Raw genomic sequence first — 15,946 nt, forward strand, 5'->3', positions numbered from 1 at the left:
CGCGCATTTCCATATGCAGCGCGTGGCAGAACCACTGGCAATAATACCAGTAAACCCCCGGTTTCGCGGCAACAAAGGTGACCGACGCCGTGGCCATCGGCCCGATTTCCATGGCAACGCCATGTTCGCCCAGCGTCCAGCCATGGGTCAGATCGTCGATGTCATCCAGGTTGGTGATGATGACGGTGACTTCATCGCCTTCGTTCACCTCAAAGCTTTCCAGCGCAAAGTTCGGCGCCTGAGAGGTCATATAGACGCGCACTTTGGTCGGGTCGGCCTCGTCCCGGATCACGCTGTCCTGCCAGCCGTCCAGATCAATGCCATCCGCTTCGGCCTGCGCGCGGGTTTCGGCCCACATCGGATCGTTGCGGTCCCAGATCGACTTGATGATCGGGGTCATCAGCGATGCGGGAACGGCAATGGCGTCATGGGGTTCGGCAAAGTTCGGGCCGTCATGCACCACCACCATCTGATCGGTGGAAATGTCGATCAACTGGTCGTTTTCCGGTTTCAGCGGGCCGACATTCAGGAACCGGTCTTTGCTGAATTTCGACAGACAGACCAGCCATTTGCCATCCGCATCCAGCGTTTCGCCCAGCGTGGTTTTCAGGTGGCCGGGCTGATAATGCACGTCAACCTTGGATATAATCGGATCGACATTTTCGCCCGCATAGGCGCGAACGGCGCGGTCGATATTCCATTTCACCACCTGACTGTCCAAAAACAGCGAGGTATAGGCGTTCCCGTCGCCGTCAAAGGCGGTATGAAGCGGCCCCAGACCCAATTCGGGTTGCGCGACAATCACCGATTCCGGTTCGGCCTCATCCGCGAACACGGCGGCCAGTTTGCGCACGTCAATCACCGACACGGTGGGCGACAATTTCCCGGCGATGCACAGGTGGATTTTATCCGGCGCCATGTTGCAGCCATGCGGGTTATTCGGGATCGGGATGTAACGTGTCAGCCCGGCGGCGTGGTTTTCTTTGCGCCCGTCCAGAATTTTGCAGCCGTTCAGTTCGGTGTAATCCCCGGCGGCAATGGCGGCTTCGATCGCCTCGATATTAAAGACGACGACGTGGTCCATTTCAGCGGCCGTCATTTCCGGCTGCGTCATCCCCATTTCGGAATTATAGCTGGTGGCAAAGGCATATTTGCCTTCGTAATCGGCGTCCACATTGTCCAGATTGCCCGACACCTTGATCTGCCATGCGACGGTCATCTGGTCGGTATCAACCGCCGTCATCAGGTTCACATAGGTGCTGACATCGTGCATCGTGGTGCCGTCATTGACCAGCGGTGCTTCGTCCTCGCCATTGCAGAAAATGTAATTCGACGACGGCACTTTGCGCGGGCGCATCCCGTGCATGGCCTTGGCGTTCGGGATTTCCAGAATCTTGTCGCATTTCATCACGTCACAGCGCACGCGGGCGACGCGGCTGTTGGCTTTGTCCTGCATGAACAGATACTGGCCGTCATAGCGCCCGTCGGTATAGGACATATGGACGTGGTGCAAATCGCCATTGTCGTGGATGCGTTTGCCATTCGCTGCCAAAAAGTTCTTGGTCTTTTCGGTCATCGTGCGTTCATGGATGCGCAGCGATTCATTCGTCTGGCCCCAGCCCGTTGCCGAACAGCGGTTAAAGACCGGAACCCGCATCAGTTCGCGCATGGACGGGATGCCCAGGATGCGCATCTCGCCGGTTTGGCCCGATGACCAGAACCCGTAATAGGTGTCCAGATCGCCCGGCCCGATATGGGGGGCGCTGATCGCGCCGGTTTGCGCGCCGGCTGCCGTGGCGGCGGCGGTCGCCGCGCCTCCGGTGGCGGCGGCGATGAACGCCTGACGTGCGGTGATCCCACCGCCCAGCAATGCGGCCCCGCCTGCTGTGGCGCCCAGCAGGCCACGGCGGCTGATGCCTGATTTCAGATCATGCGACATTTCAAGCCTCTTTCGTTTTCAGGTTAGGGTGATTGGACAGTCCCGACCGCAAATCGGGCATAGCCGAGGCGGCAATTTTTTCCCGCCGTTTCAGTTGTTTGATGACAACCGGGCATTTGGTTTTCGAATGATACAGAACCTGGCAATGCATACAGTTCAGACATTCATTCGGGTTGATCGGGCCTTCGGGATGGATGGCCTGAACGAAACATTCATTGCCGCAGGTCTGGCACGGATTGCCGCATTCTTTGTATCGTTTGAGCCAGTCGAACATGCGGATGCGCGCCGGGATCGCCAGTGCCGCGCCCAAGGGACACAGATACCGGCAATAAAACCGTTCGATGAACAGCCCCGCCAGCAGCAGCACCCCGACATAGAGGACAAAGGGCCACGCACGGTCAAAGTTCAGGATGATGGCGGTTTTGAACGGCTCAACCTCGGCCAGATGTTCGGCGCGGTCCAGACTCATCAGCGACACACCGAACAGGCCCAGAAAGATAATGTATTTCAAAGCCCAGGCGCGTTCATGGATAAACCACGGCACGGTGATCTGCGGCACGCGCAGTTTGCGCGCGATCTGGTTGGTCAGTTCCTGCAACGCGCCAAACGGACACAGCCACCCGCAATAGGCCCCGCGCCCCCAGAAAATCAGCGCCGCCGCCACGCTGAACCACAGAATAAAGGTCAGCGGGTCCAGCATGAACGCCTGCCATGAAAACCCGTCGCGCAGGGACGCAAACAGCGCCAGAATATTGACCACGGACAGTTGCGCGTTCCACATCCAGCCCAGCACAACCAGCGTCAGGGTCAGGAACGACAGCCGGAATATCCGCACCGCGCGTTCGGACCGCGACAGATATTCCTGAAAGAAAAACGCCGCCGTCAGCACGCCCAGCATCACCGCCAGCACCGCGATTTGCGGGCGTTTGCTGTCCCAGACCCGTTGCCACAGCGCGGTTTGCGCGGCGGTTTCGTCCAGATCGGGCGCGGTCACCACCGGGGGCGGGGCGGGGATCGGCTCCAGATAGCGATCCGCCAGTTGATAGCCCAAATCCCAGGTCAGAAACGCCTTTTCCAGTGCCGACACATCGCGATGCACCAGCAATTGAATACGGAACGGGCGCGTGGGGTCAAAACCGCTGTCGGCGGGGATGCGGAACAGGTCGGTTTCGGCAAAAGCCGGCGCGTCGGTCGGCGCAACGGATGTGCGGCGATGCTGGCGGTCGCGGAACCGCACCGAAATATCGTCCTGAATCAACTGGATGCGGTCAAAGATGCCGCCCCGGACATAGCCCGACCCTTTGAACGAATACATCCCCAGACCGGCAATGGCGATTGCGTGGTCGCCATCCGCCAGCCAGCTTTCGACATTGGCGTATTCGGCGGGGCCAAGGATGGGACGCCCGATGTCGGGGATGCTGACCAGTGCCGCCTGCATGTCGATGAACACCGCGTCATCATCGGCGGTCAGGGGGCGTTGCCCCGCGCGCAGATCGGTATGGGCGGCAAAGGCCTCGTTCACCTCGGCCACGGTCAGGGTCAGGCGGCGGATGGTGCCGTCACCGATGCCTTGGTCCCAGCTGGTGATCGGCTCGGCGGCGGTGCGCAGGCGCTGCGTGGGGGCGGCATCCTGTTCCGCGCTCAGCCCGGCCAGACCCAAGGCCCGCGCCACACGCAGCCCCGCGCGGATGATGTTGTCGTCAATCACCATCACCGTGACCGTCGCGCCGGAAATGATGTTCAGATCGCGCGTGGACTGCGCCGCCGCCGCTGCGACCAGATCCATACCGACATAGTCCGCGACCATGGCATTGATGCGCGAATCGGGAATCCCAATCAGAACAATGGGTTCGGAATGTTTGACCAGCCGCAGCCCGATCACACGCGCGTCGCGGTCAATCGCGACCATGGTGTGAATGGGTTTGCCCGAATATCCGGTCGTGCCGACGAAATCGCTGGTGATAAACGCCCAGCCCAGCGTTTCGTCCCCGCGCATGACGGGCGCGACGGCCAGATCGTCGCGCATCGGGCCGAAACGGTCGGCCCCCGCCACCAGTTCAGCCGCCGGAACATCGGTCAGAAACTGCGGCAGCACCGGCGTTTGCGCGCGCAGAGGCAGCGCCGCCAGCACCGTGACCAGCATCAGAACCAAAACCGCGCCTATGCCTGATCGGCCCATCATTCGTATTCCCGTATATGGCCAAGGATTTGGCGATACGGACACAACCTGATGCCGCGCGGGGACGGTTTCCTTGACGAAACTCAAGCCCCTGCGCATTTCTGATCTTTGTTAATTTTTGGACCAGGACAGGCTGGGGTCTTCGGCGACGAAATCCATCAGCGCGGCGCGGTCGCTGATAAAGGCATTGGCCCCGTCGATCCGCACGCCATGATCGCGCAACCGGCGAAAGGCGCGCGACAGGCTTTCGGGTTTCATGCCCAGCCGCCCGGCGATCAGCACTTTGTTATAGGGCAGTTCGATGGCGGCGGCATCGTCCTGTTCATTGGACAGGTCCAACAGAAATTCCGCCACACGCTGCGCGCCCGACCGCGCCTTAAGCTGTTCGATATCGACCACGAATTCCTGCAATTTCAGAAAGCAGTTGCTTAACATCGCATGGGTGACGCGGGGTTCGGTGTCGATCATATGGCGCAATCGTCCGGCATCCAGACGAATCAGGATGGCGGCGGTCGCGGCCTCGGCCGAGACGGGATAGGGGGTGCCGCGAATGGCTGCGGCCTCGGCAAAGCTGTCGCCGCGGGTTTTGACGGACACGACCGCCTCGGCCCCGCTGGCGGTCAGGCGATACAGTTTGACCCAGCCCCGCGCGATCATAAACACGCTGTCCGACGGTTCACCCTGCACAAAAATCGTTTCGCCTTGGGACACCTCGCGGATCGAACAAAAGCTGGCGATGCGGTCAATCAACCCTGCCGGCAGTTTTGAAAACAGGACAGAGTGGCGCAGAATATCAGTGATCGCAGTCATAAGGGGTCCGTTCATTTTAAGGCTGCGTTCTAACAGCTGATGACCAGAGCGGACCTGACCAAAGTCAACGCCATGCACAAAAAAACCGCGCAGACTGCGGCATAAACGCGTTTTGGGCAATAATTTCAACCTGCGGATGGAACTGAGGGCGTCATGGCCACAACGGCACAATTGATCCGGGGCTGGTCCGGGCCTGCATTGCTGGCGGGCGGGTTCCGGCCGTTTTTCCTGATGGGCGCGGTTTGGGCCGGATTCGCGATGATCTGGTGGCTGTTGATGCTGGCTGGGCGTGCGCCGATGCCGGGGGTGCTGATGGGCGCGGATTGGCACGCCCATGCGATGATCTTTGGCTATGGCGGGGCGGTTGTGGCGGGGTTTTTGCTGACCGCTATTCCCAACTGGACGGGGCGGTTGCCGGTGGCGGGCGGACCTCTGGCGGGGTTGGCGGGGCTGTGGCTGGCGGGGCGGATCGCGACAACCGCAGCTGTGGCCGCGCCGGTCGTGGTGGCGGTGCTGGATCTGGCGATGCCGGTGGTGCTGCTGGCGCTGATGGCGCGCGAGATCGCCACGGGGAAAAACTGGCGCAACCTGCCGGTGCTGGGAATTTGCGGGCTGTTTGCGGCCGGGCAGGCGCTGTTTCACATCCACGGGCCGGGTGCGGCGCAGGGCGCGGGGCTGAGGCTGTCTCTGGCCGCTTTGGTCATGCTGATGGCGCTGATCGGCGGGCGGATCATCCCGTCCTTTACCCGCAATTGGCTGGTGAAACAGGGGGGTGCGTCGCTGCCCGCGCCGATGGACCGGCTGGATAAGGCCGCGTTGATCGTCACAGCGGTTGCGCTGATCGCCTTTGTCGCGTGGCCCGGTGGGGCCGCCGTGCCGCTGGCCTTGGCCGGGGCGGCGCTGCTGGCGCGGCTGTCACGCTGGCGCGGATGGGCCACGCGGTCGCAACCGCTGCTGTGGGTGCTGCATCTGGGCTATGCGTGGGTGGCGCTTGGGTTTTTCACCGCTGCGGCGGCGGGGGCGGGGCTGATGGCCGCGTCCGGCGCGCTGCATGGCTGGATGGCGGGCGCGGTCGGAGTGATGACCTTGGCCGTCATGGCGCGCGCCAGTCTGGGCCATACCGGGCGCGATCTGGCGGCGGGGCCGGGGCTGGTGGGGGTGTTTGCCGCCATCAACATCGCGGCGCTGTTGCGGGTCGCGGCGGCGATCTGGCCGGGGGCTGTGGGGCTGTTGCACGCGGCGGGGACGGCGTGGATCATCGCCTTTGCGGGCTTTGCCCTGATGTTCTGGCCGGTGCTGACCCGGCCCCGGCTTGCGTCACGCGGCTGACCACAGCGCCGCCGCCAGCAGCAGGAACAGCGCCAGCCCGATGTCAAAGCCACGCCGCATCGCGGGCGCGTGGTCCAGTTCCAGATAAGCGCCCAGCACCACCCGCGCCTTGATCCACGCGCAGATCAGGATCACCACCATCTGCGCGCCCGGCGGCAGGGGCGACAGCGCCGCCACGGTCGCCGCGCCCGATGCGCCAATCAGGATCAGCCATGCGCGGATCAAGGGGTTGGTCATCACGATCACCGCAGCAGGTAAATGATGGGAAACAGCACGATCCAGACCAGATCGACCATATGCCAGAACTGCGCGCCCGCCTGCACCTGTGCGGGACGGCAGGTGATGGCGCACAGCCCCAGAATCACCACTCCGGCAATCACATGCGCGGCGTGAAAGCCGGTCAGCAGGTAATAGAACATGAAAAACGCGCTGTCGCCGGATGGCGTGTCGGCGTATTCCATGCCCTTGAGCACCAAAAACACCACGCCCAACAGCGCCGCGCCCGCCAGCATCGCGCGGCACCGCCGCCGTGCGCCCGCCTGCGCCGCGTGCAGCGCAAGCGCGGCCAGCAGTCCCGATGTAACCAGCACGACCGTATTCACCCCCGCCGATGCGCGGTGCAACTGATCCTGCGCCAATGCGAAGCCCAGCGGGTCGGTGATCCGCACCGCCAGAAAGGCCGTCAGACCGGCGGCAAACACCGCCAGTTCCGACAGGATCAGAACCCACATCATCAGATCGCCGGGCAGGGCGCGCGTGGTCATCGCCCGACCAACTGGCGATAGATGTGCGGCAGCGCCGTGGTCAGTTGGTTCGGATCGGGAAACAGCGCAAATCCCCCCTGACCAAAGATGCGCGGGAACCAGCTTTTGCCGTCGCGGTCCACGGTGATTCCGAACACGGAATGACCGGCGCGGCGCGCTTCGCGGATGGCGCGGGCGCTGTCCTCGATGCCGTGGCGGCCTTCGTAATGGTCCAGATCATTGGGTTTGCCGTCGGTGATGACCAACAGCAACCGGCGGTGACTGCCTTGGCTGGCCAAGCCTGCGGATGCGTGCCGCAGCCCCGCGCCCAACCGAGTGTAAAACTGCGGGCGCAGCGCGGCGACGCGCTGTTCCACCACGCGCGACATGGGTTCGTCGAAGTTTTTGCAATTCGACACATAGACCCGTTCGCGGCGCAGCGATGAAAAGGCGTTCAGCGCAAAGCGATCCCCGCAGGCGTGCAGCCCCCAACAGAGCGCCGTCAGCGCCTCGCGTTCGATGTCGATGACGGCGCGGCCTGTGACCGCGCTTTCGGTGGAACGCGACACGTCCAGCAGGATCGACACGGCCAGATCGCGTGCCATCGGGCGCGATTGCCGCCAGATGCGGTCGTTATCTTCGCCCATGGCGGCCAAATCCCCGGCGGCGCGCACGGCCAGTTCGGTGTCCAGATCCTCGCCGTCCCGGTGGCCGGTGGTGGTGATGCGGCCGGGGCGCAGGGCCTCGAACTGGCGGCGGACGGCGCGGATGCGGCGCGCCGCAGCGGGGTCGCGGATCAGGTCCGATTCGGGCGCGGGTTCGGGGCGCGATTCCAACACGCGGACATGGGCGGGCAGATAGACCCCGCGCCGCGCGTCCCATTCGGGATAGATATGCACACCGGCAAGGCGTTCGCGGTCGGCGTCTTCGGGCGACAGGTCCAGATGCAGTTTCAGCCGCGTGGCCGGAGCCTTGGACAACTGGCCCAGATTCAGTTCGTCCTGATCGTCGGCGGCCTTTTTCGCGTCGTCCAGATCGTCATCTTCGACGCGGCGGTTGAGGTTCAGAAATTCGGCCCATGACAGGATCGCTTCGAATTTATGCAAGATCAGGCTGTCGCGGCGTTCGGCCTGATCGGTCTGGCGACGGCGCGCGCGCATCATTTTGCCGTCCTGGCCTTCTTCGGGCGGGCCGTCGGTGTCGCGGGTTTCGACCTGATCGGCGGCGGATATCTGCACCGCGTCGGGCATGACCCAGATTTCCACCGGGCGCAGCGGTCGGTATCCATGCGGCGCGCGTGCGTCCAATGCGGATGCGTCCCCCGCCCGCGCGGCATTGATGCGGGCCAGAACCTGCGCGGCGTCCGGCGTCAGATCGGCGGGATCGCCCAGCAGGTGACGGATGACCTGTTCGATGGCGGATTCGGTGGCGGGCAGGCGCGGCGCGCGGCGACGGGCCAGCGACAGCGCCGACAATTCGGCATAAAGCCGCGCCAGACCCGGCGCCTGTCCCAGCGTCAGATCAACCGCCCGCAGCGCCCCGGCAATCTGCGCCAGATCGCGCGATAACGGATCATCGCCCGGCGCCTGTGGCGGGCTGTCCTGCCCCACGGCCACCGACATGGCGGTCAGCCACAGATAGGCCGCGCCATTGGCCGCCGCGTCGGGAAACAGCGCCAGCGTTTCGGGCAGGCGCAGAACCTCGCCGTCGAAGGTGGCGCGGGGCAGGGCCTCGGCCTCGGTCGCAAGGCGGCGGCGGAATGACAGGCGGTGACGGGCGGCCACATCGCGGGCCGCGCGCATATCCACGCTGTGATCGCCGCCCAAGCCGCGATAAAACACCCCCAGCCGCCCCATCACCTGCGGCAGCGTCACCGCCGCATCAGGAAAGACCGGCGGCGCGTCCCATCGGCTGGCCATGTTGTGCCACAGCTTGCCGATGGTTTCTTCGGGTTCCCACGGTTCAAAGCCCATGCGCGTCAGCCAAACACCGCGCTGACCAGATCCGACAGTCCGCGTTTTACATCGGCGTCATCGGTCAGCGGTTCGATCATCGCGGCGGAAATGGCGCGGTCCAGCGACATGCCGCCCGCAATCAGCGTCGCGGCATAGACGACCAGACGGGTGGACACGCCTTCTTCCAGGTCTTGACCGCGCAGGGCGCGCAGTTTTCCGGCCAGCCGCACCAGTTGCGCGGCGCGGTCGCGGTCCAGCCCGCTTTCCTGCATCACAACATCGGTTTCCAAAGCGGGCGCGGGAAAGTCAAACTCCATGGCCAGAAAGCGTTGCCGGGTAGACGGTTTCAGCGTTTTCAGGATGTTCTGATAACCGGGGTTATAGGATGCGACCAACATAAAGCCCGGCGCGGCGGCGATTTCTTCGCCGGTGCGGTCGATGGGCAGGATGCGGCGGTCATCGGTCAGCGGGTGCAGCACGACGGTGACGTCCTTCCGGGCCTCGACCACCTCGTCCAGATAACAGATCGCGCCTTCGCGGACCGCGCGGGTCAGCGGGCCATCGACCCAGACGGTTTCGCCGCCTTTCAGCAGGTAACGCCCGATCAGATCCGCCGCCGACAGGTCGTCATGGCAGGCCACGGTGTAAAGCTTACGCCCCAGACGGGCGGCCATATGGGCAACAAAGCGGGTCTTGCCGACGCCGGTCGGCCCTTTCAGCAGGACCGGCAGGTCATGACGGGCGGCGGATTCGAAGATCCCGATCTCGTCGCCTTGCGGAAGGTAGAAGGGGGCTTGCGCCCCCTCCGTGTCGATATGCGCGTTCATGGCTTACTCCGCCGGTTCAAGATGCGTGTCACGCTGTTTCTGGACCGGGCCGGGATCGACCACTTCGCGCCCCGGAACCATGATCGCATAGATGAACAACAGCGCGCCAAGCACGACCGCCACACCCGAGCCAAGGCGCATCCAGTAGAACAGCACAAGCTGATCCTGCACCTCCATGAAGAAGATCCCGTTCACCCGTTGCAGGTGGGTCTGCACCGTGCCTGCAAAGGTCAGCGTAAAGGTCATGAACAGCATCCCCGAGGACATGATCCAGAACGAGGCCATGTTCAGGACCTGATTATAGGGGTCGCGGTTCTTCAGGATCGGCATCGCATAGCTGATGATCGCCAGCACAAGGCAGACATAGGCACCGTAAAAGGCAAGGTGGCCATGCGCGGCGGTGATCTGCGTGCCGTGGCTGTAATAGTTGACGCCGTGCAGCGTGTGCAGGAAGCCCCAGACGCCTGCGCCAAAAAAGGCCAGCACCGCGCAGCCAAGGCTCCACAGCATCGCGGCCTTGTTCGGGTGATCGCGGCGGCCCTTCCACACCATGATGAAGGCAAAGGCCATCATGGCAAAGAACGGCACCACCTCGAAGGACGAGAAGATCGAGCCGATCCACTGCCAATAGGCAGGCAGACCGATCCAATAGTAGTGGTGGCCGGTGCCAAGGATGCCCGAGAACAGCGCCGTGGCGACGATGACATACAGCCATTTTTCCACGACTTCGCGGTCAACGCCGGTCAGTTTCAGCATCAGAAAGGCCAGAATCGCGGCCATGATCAGTTCCCAGACGCCTTCCACCCACAGATGGATCACATACCACCAGTATTGTTTGTCCAGCACCAGATTCGACGGGTTGTAAAACGCAAACAGGAACAGCAGCGCCAGACCCCACAGGCCCACCATCAGGATCGTGGACACGGATGTTTTGCGCCCCTTCAGCAGCGTCAGCGTGCAGTTATACAGGAAAATCAGGGCGGCCACGACGATGCCCAGTTTCACCCAGATGGGCTGTTCTAGAAATTCGCGCCCCTCTTTCCCCAGCAGCCAGTTGCCGTGGAACAGGTCGAACACATAGGTCAGAACCGCGCCCAGCGTGCCGACCACCATAATCGCCAACTGGATATAGGCCAGTGTGGGGGAATGGATGTCGCGTTCGGCCTCTTCGGGCAGCAGGAAATAGGTTGCGCCAAAAAAGCCCAGCAGCAGCCACACCACCAAGGAATTGGAATGCAGCATCCGCACGACGTGGAACGGCACCAGATCCGACAGGAAATTCGGGTTCACATAGATGTAACCCATCACCAGACCCATTGTGACCTGCACGGCAAACAAGGCCATGGCGACCGCAAAATAGGCATAGGCGATCCGTTGTGTTGCGTATCTCATGTTCAGGTCTCCTTAGCCGGCGTCATTGGGGGGCCAGTTTTGCGTGTTGATCCGCCCGGTCCACAGCAGGAAATCGGTCAATTGCTGATATTCCTGTTCGGACAGGCCGAAATTCGGCATCTGGCGACGGCCGGGAATGTTCGTCGGCATGGCGTCCATCCATCCCGACAGCATCGACAATGCGGCCTCGGGGTCGTCCTGCACGCCCCAGCGTTTCATGACATTGCCCAGTTCGGGCGCGTAATACGCCCCTTCGCCCAAGAGCGTATGACAGTTGATACAGCCATTGCGTTCCCAGACATGTTTGCCTGCGGCGACGCTTTCGGTCAGGCCCTCTTTGTCGGTGGATACGTTGACGGCGTAATAATGGCTGTGGACCGACAGGCCGCCAAAGATCAGAATAAAGAACAGCGACCCGCCATAAAAGACGTTGCGGGCCATGCTTTTGGTCATGACTTCGCTCATGCGCAGTCCTTTCCATGCGGTTGCAACTGAGACCCAGCCTGTTCGGTCGCAAACACATTTGCCTTAACGAAAGTCAAAATTGCGTGGGAATGACGCGATACGGGCGCGCGGCCTGTGGGTTGTGCCAGAATGTCGCAGGCCCGCGGTCACAGCCATTTGAAAAAAGTCAAGGAACCCGAACCGATTCCCAATGACGCTATGCAAAGCTACATCAGAAACGGAGAATTCCGATGGCTCTCACCTACGCAAACCCGGCGAAACGGATGTTGCTGGCGACGGCTGCGCTGACCTTGGTGTTCAGCGCAGGCATCGCAGCGGCACAGGACACCGCCACGGCACCGCAGGATCACACCAGTGCGCCACAGGATCAATACCAGCCCGGTCTTGATTCGCTGGCACAGGAAACGGTCACGGCCCCCGGCGCCCCCGAAGGCATCCCCGCGATGTCCGAGGCCCAGTATAACGAGGCGAACAAGATTTACTTTGAACGCTGCGCCGGTTGTCACGGCGTGTTGCGCAAGGGCGCGACGGGCAAGGCCCTGACGCCGGATCTGACGCGCGAACTGGGCTATGATTATCTGCACAGCTTTATCACTTATGGGTCGCCTGCGGGCATGCCCAACTGGGGCACGTCCGGCGATCTGACCGACGAACAAATCGGCCTGATGTCGAATTACCTGCTGCTGGATCCCGCCAGCCCGCCGGAATTCGGTCTGGCCGATATGAAAGACACCTGGGAGGTGAAAATCGCCCCCGAGGATCGTCCCACCGAACAAATGAACGACTGGGATCTGGACAACATCTTTTCGGTCACGCTGCGCGATGCGGGGCAGATTGCCCTGATCGACGGCGGCACCTATGAAATCCGGCGCGTGATTGATACCGGCTATGCCGTCCATATCAGCCGCCTGTCGGCTTCGGGGCGTTATCTGATGGTCATTGGCCGCGACGCCAAGGTTGATATGATCGACCTGTGGATGGAGGAACCCGACGTTGTGGCCACCATCAAAGTGGGGTCCGAGGCGCGTTCCGTCGAAACATCCAAATTCGAAGGATGGGAAGACAAATACGCGATCGCCGGGTCTTACTGGCCGCCGCAATATGTCATCATGGACGGCGCCACGCTGGAGCCGCTGAAAATCGTGTCCACCCGTGGCATGACCTATGATGAACAGGAATATCACCCCGAACCGCGCGTGGCGGCCATTCTGGCCAGCCATTACCGCCCGGAATTCATCGTCAACATCAAAGAAACCGGCAAAATCCAACTGGTCGATTACACCGATCTGCAAAACCTGAAGATCACCGAAATCGAAACGGAACGGTTCTTGCATGATGGCGGTCTGGACAGCACGCGGCGGTATTTCATCACCGCAGCCAATGCGCGCAACAAACTGGTCGTGATTGACACCAAAGAAGGGCGTCTGGAATCCATCACCGACACCGGCGGCGAAACCCCGCATCCGGGCCGTGGTGCCAACATCACCCACCCCGATCACGGGCCGGTTTGGGCCACGTCGCATCTTGGGGATGATTCGGTCGCGCTGATCGGCACGGATCCCGAAAACCACCCCGATCAGGCATGGAAAATCGTCGAAAGCTTCCCGGCACTGGGCGGCGGGTCGCTGTTTGTGAAAACGCACCCCAATTCCAACCATCTCTATGCCGATGCGACGCTGAACCCGGATGCTGAGATTTCCGGCTCGGTCGCGGTGTTCAAGATCGACGAGATGAAAGCCGGCGAAGACCCCGAGGTCATCACCCTGAATCTGGTCGAAATGGCCGGCATCACCGGCGGTCAGGCCCGCGCGGTTCAGGGCGAATTCAACAAAGAGGGGACGGAAATCTGGTTCTCGTTGTGGAATGCCGCCGATCAGGAATCCGCGATTATCGTCATCGACGACAAAACGCTGGAAACAAAGCACGTCATCAAAGACGAACGCCTGATCACGCCGACCGGTAAATTCAACGTCCACAACACGATGGGCGATATTTACTGATCCTTTCGGGGGGCGGTTCCGCGCCGCCCCCCAACCCCGACACTCATAAGCCACCTTTGAAAGGAAGCGGATATGACAGGACAGGTTCATCTGATCGGCACAGGTCCGGGCGACCCGGAATTGCTGACGATGCGGGCCTTGCGCCTGATGCAATCGGCGGATGTGGTGGTTTTTGATCGGTTGGTGTCCGACGAAATCATGGCGCTGATTCCATCCCGCACGCGGCGGGTGGCGGTCGGCAAATCATCGGGGTTTCACCCGGTCCCGCAGGATCAGATCAATGCGATTCTGGTCGATCTGGCGCGTCAGGGGCTGGTGGTCGCGCGGCTTAAAGGGGGCGATCCGCTGATTTTCGGCCGTGGCAGCGAAGAGGCGGCGGTTCTGCGCGCCGCCGGTATCCCCTGCGATTACACGCCGGGCATTACGGCGGCGCAGGGGATGGCCGCGTCTACGGGGGTTCCGCTGACGCATCGCGGGCTGGCCACGGCGGTGCGTTATGTCACCGGACATCGGGCGCGGGATGCGGAACTGGAACTGGATTGGGCGTCGCTGGCCGACCCGGATTGCACGCTGGTTGTCTATATGGGGGCCGCGAATATGGCTGAAATCGCCACGCGGCTGATGGAACACGGTTTGCCCTCTGACACGCCGGTTCTGGCGGTGTCGCATGTGACCACGCCGCGCGAAATGCGCATGGTGTCGCAACTGGACCAGATCGCCGCCGACATCGCCGCGCGCCCTATGCCCGCGCCGGTGCTGTTTGTGATTGGGCGCGTGGTGTCGCTGTGCGATGCGGCGCAGCCTGTGCCGGTCCCGATCCGGCCATGGCTGCGGGTTGCGCATGGTTAGGGCGGGGCTGGTTGCGTTTGTGATCACGGGCGGGGCGGCGTGGGCCGATCCTGTGATCACGTCCGAACGTCAGGCCGCATTGGAACATATGGTCATTCAGGATTGCGGATCCTGCCACGGTCTGACCATGCGCGGCGGATTGGGAACGCCCATCACCCCCGCCGATCTGGCCGGGCGCGATACCGAAGGTCTGGCCGAGATCATCCTGAACGGCATCCCCGGCACCGCCATGCCGCCCTGGCGTCCGCTGATCGCCGAACACGAAGCCCATTGGATCGCCGAATATCTGCAAAAGGAACGCCCATGAAACCGCTGTTTTCTGTGATCGCTGCTGCTTTGCTGGCTCTGCCCGCATGGGCGGACGACACCATCACCACCGGCGAAATGGGCGTCGTCATTGAACGCGCCACCGGGTCGGTGCTGATCGTGTCGCATACCAAACGCGCCACGATTGCCCGGATCGATGGCTTGGGCGATTTGTCCCATGCCAGCGTGACCTTTTCCCCCGATCAGCGATTCGCCTATGTCTTTGGCCGCGACGGAGGGTTAACGCAGATCGACATGACCACCCAGACGATTGCCAACCGCATTATTCAGGGCGGCAATTCCATCGGGGGCGCGATTTCCGATGATGGGCGGCTGGTCGCGGTGTCGAATTACGAACCCGGCGGGGTCAAAGTCTTTGACGCGCAGACGCTGGAACTGGTGTCCGATATTGCGATGAACAGCAAAACCGTGGGGCTGGCCGATGTGCCGGGCGGGCGGTTTATCGTCGCGACCTGGGACACCGGGCAGGCATGGCTGCTGGACCCGTCCACCGACCCCGAAAACCCGGTCGTTGCGGTGATTGATGGCGTGGGGGCCAACCCCTATGACGCGCTGATGACCGGGAACGGGCGCAACTACATCATCGGGCTGTTTGGCGAAAAGGGGCTGACGGCGATTGATCTGTGGTCGGACGATCCGCAGCCGGTGCGGTTCCTGCCCGATTATGGCAAGGATCAGGACGATCTGCCCGTCTATAAAATGCCGCATTTGCAGGGCTGGACTCTGGCTGGTGATACCTTTGCGCTGCCCGCCGTGGGGCTGCATCAACTGCTGTGGGTCGATGCCGCGACGCTGGGGGAAACGGGGCGCACGGATTTGCACGGGCAACCCATCTTTGCTTTGGCCCGCCCGGATGAACGCGAAATCTGGGTCAATTTCGCGCCGCCCCACAACGACACTTTGCAGGTGATCGACACGATGACGCATGACGTGATCCAGACGCTGACACCCGGCCCCGGTGTCCTGCATATGGAGTTCACCCCCCGCGGGCGCGAGGTGTGGTTGTCGGTGCGCGACGAAAACCGGATCGAGATTCGCGACACCCACAGCTATCAGGTGATCGACAGCATTCCGGCACAGGCTCCGTCTGGCATTTTCTTTACCGACCGCGCCTATCGTCTGGGGTTGTGA

General features: G+C 62.3%; 14 protein-coding genes. 5 read left to right on the forward strand and 9 right to left on the reverse strand.

Annotated features, from left to right (window positions below; translation table 11 throughout):
* The 3 genes from nosZ to Q4G20_RS08010 form a co-directional block, all read right to left on the reverse strand.
* Window positions 1-1,939: TAT-dependent nitrous-oxide reductase (gene nosZ, locus Q4G20_RS08000; protein ID WP_303342904.1), on the reverse strand; the 1,939-nt coding region annotated here is incomplete at its 3' end.
* A gap of 1 nt (window position 1,940) precedes the next feature.
* Entirely contained in the window at window positions 1,941-4,121 is a 2,181-nt protein-coding gene (locus Q4G20_RS08005; protein ID WP_303342905.1) for a NosR/NirI family protein, read from the reverse strand.
* A 108-nt stretch (window positions 4,122-4,229) separates the two neighbouring features.
* Window positions 4,230-4,928, reverse strand: coding sequence for a Crp/Fnr family transcriptional regulator (locus Q4G20_RS08010; RefSeq protein WP_303342906.1), 699 nt, complete (start codon window positions 4,926-4,928; stop codon window positions 4,230-4,232).
* Between the two features lie 153 nt (window positions 4,929-5,081).
* On the opposite strand from Q4G20_RS08010, the gene Q4G20_RS08015 reads away from it, so the two are divergent.
* Window positions 5,082-6,257, forward strand: a complete 1,176-nt coding sequence (locus Q4G20_RS08015) for an NnrS family protein (RefSeq protein WP_303342907.1) — start codon at window positions 5,082-5,084, stop codon at window positions 6,255-6,257.
* Here the strand turns inward: Q4G20_RS08015 and Q4G20_RS08020 are convergent.
* Genes Q4G20_RS08020 through Q4G20_RS08045 form a run of 6 tightly spaced genes read right to left on the reverse strand, consistent with a single transcriptional unit; the run spans window position 6,246 to window position 11,639 of the window.
* Window positions 6,246-6,494: a cytochrome C oxidase subunit IV family protein gene (locus Q4G20_RS08020; protein ID WP_303342908.1), complete on the reverse strand. Its 249-nt coding sequence runs from the start codon at window positions 6,492-6,494 to the stop codon at window positions 6,246-6,248. The genes Q4G20_RS08015 and Q4G20_RS08020 overlap by 12 nt on opposite strands.
* 5 nt (window positions 6,495-6,499) lie before the next feature.
* Window positions 6,500-7,021, reverse strand: coding sequence for a cytochrome c oxidase subunit 3 (locus Q4G20_RS08025; RefSeq protein WP_303342909.1), 522 nt, complete (start codon window positions 7,019-7,021; stop codon window positions 6,500-6,502).
* Window positions 7,018-8,973: a nitric oxide reductase activation protein NorD gene (locus Q4G20_RS08030; RefSeq protein WP_303342910.1), complete on the reverse strand. Its 1,956-nt coding sequence runs from the start codon at window positions 8,971-8,973 to the stop codon at window positions 7,018-7,020. The genes Q4G20_RS08025 and Q4G20_RS08030 overlap by 4 nt, the downstream gene beginning before the upstream one ends.
* 5 nt (window positions 8,974-8,978) lie before the next feature.
* Window positions 8,979-9,782: a CbbQ/NirQ/NorQ/GpvN family protein gene (locus Q4G20_RS08035; protein WP_303342911.1), complete on the reverse strand. Its 804-nt coding sequence runs from the start codon at window positions 9,780-9,782 to the stop codon at window positions 8,979-8,981.
* A gap of 3 nt (window positions 9,783-9,785) precedes the next feature.
* Window positions 9,786-11,174: a cbb3-type cytochrome c oxidase subunit I gene (locus Q4G20_RS08040; RefSeq protein ID WP_303342912.1), complete on the reverse strand. Its 1,389-nt coding sequence runs from the start codon at window positions 11,172-11,174 to the stop codon at window positions 9,786-9,788.
* A gap of 12 nt (window positions 11,175-11,186) precedes the next feature.
* Window positions 11,187-11,639 carry a cytochrome c gene (locus Q4G20_RS08045; protein ID WP_303342913.1) on the reverse strand — a complete coding sequence of 151 codons (453 nt, stop codon included), beginning with the start codon at window positions 11,637-11,639 and terminating at the stop codon, window positions 11,187-11,189.
* Between the two features lie 230 nt (window positions 11,640-11,869).
* Between Q4G20_RS08045 and Q4G20_RS08050 the strand changes: the two genes are divergently transcribed.
* From Q4G20_RS08050 to Q4G20_RS08065, 4 genes are all read left to right on the forward strand, one after another.
* A complete protein-coding gene (locus Q4G20_RS08050; RefSeq protein WP_303342914.1) occupies window positions 11,870-13,639 on the forward strand; it encodes a nitrite reductase in 1,770 nt (589 codons plus the stop codon).
* A gap of 72 nt (window positions 13,640-13,711) precedes the next feature.
* Complete coding sequence (gene cobA, locus Q4G20_RS08055; RefSeq protein WP_303342915.1) at window positions 13,712-14,488, forward strand: uroporphyrinogen-III C-methyltransferase; 777 nt, start codon at window positions 13,712-13,714, stop codon at window positions 14,486-14,488.
* Window positions 14,481-14,795, forward strand: coding sequence for a cytochrome c (locus tag Q4G20_RS08060; protein ID WP_303342916.1), 315 nt, complete (start codon window positions 14,481-14,483; stop codon window positions 14,793-14,795). The genes cobA and Q4G20_RS08060 overlap by 8 nt, the downstream gene beginning before the upstream one ends.
* Complete coding sequence (locus tag Q4G20_RS08065) at window positions 14,792-15,946, forward strand: cytochrome D1 domain-containing protein (RefSeq protein ID WP_303342917.1); 1,155 nt, start codon at window positions 14,792-14,794, stop codon at window positions 15,944-15,946. Before Q4G20_RS08060 ends, Q4G20_RS08065 begins: the two co-directional genes overlap by 4 nt.

Source organism: Paracoccus sp. (in: a-proteobacteria), from assembly GCF_030538495.1.
In the GTDB taxonomy this organism is placed as follows: Bacteria; Pseudomonadota; Alphaproteobacteria; order Rhodobacterales; family Rhodobacteraceae; genus Paracoccus.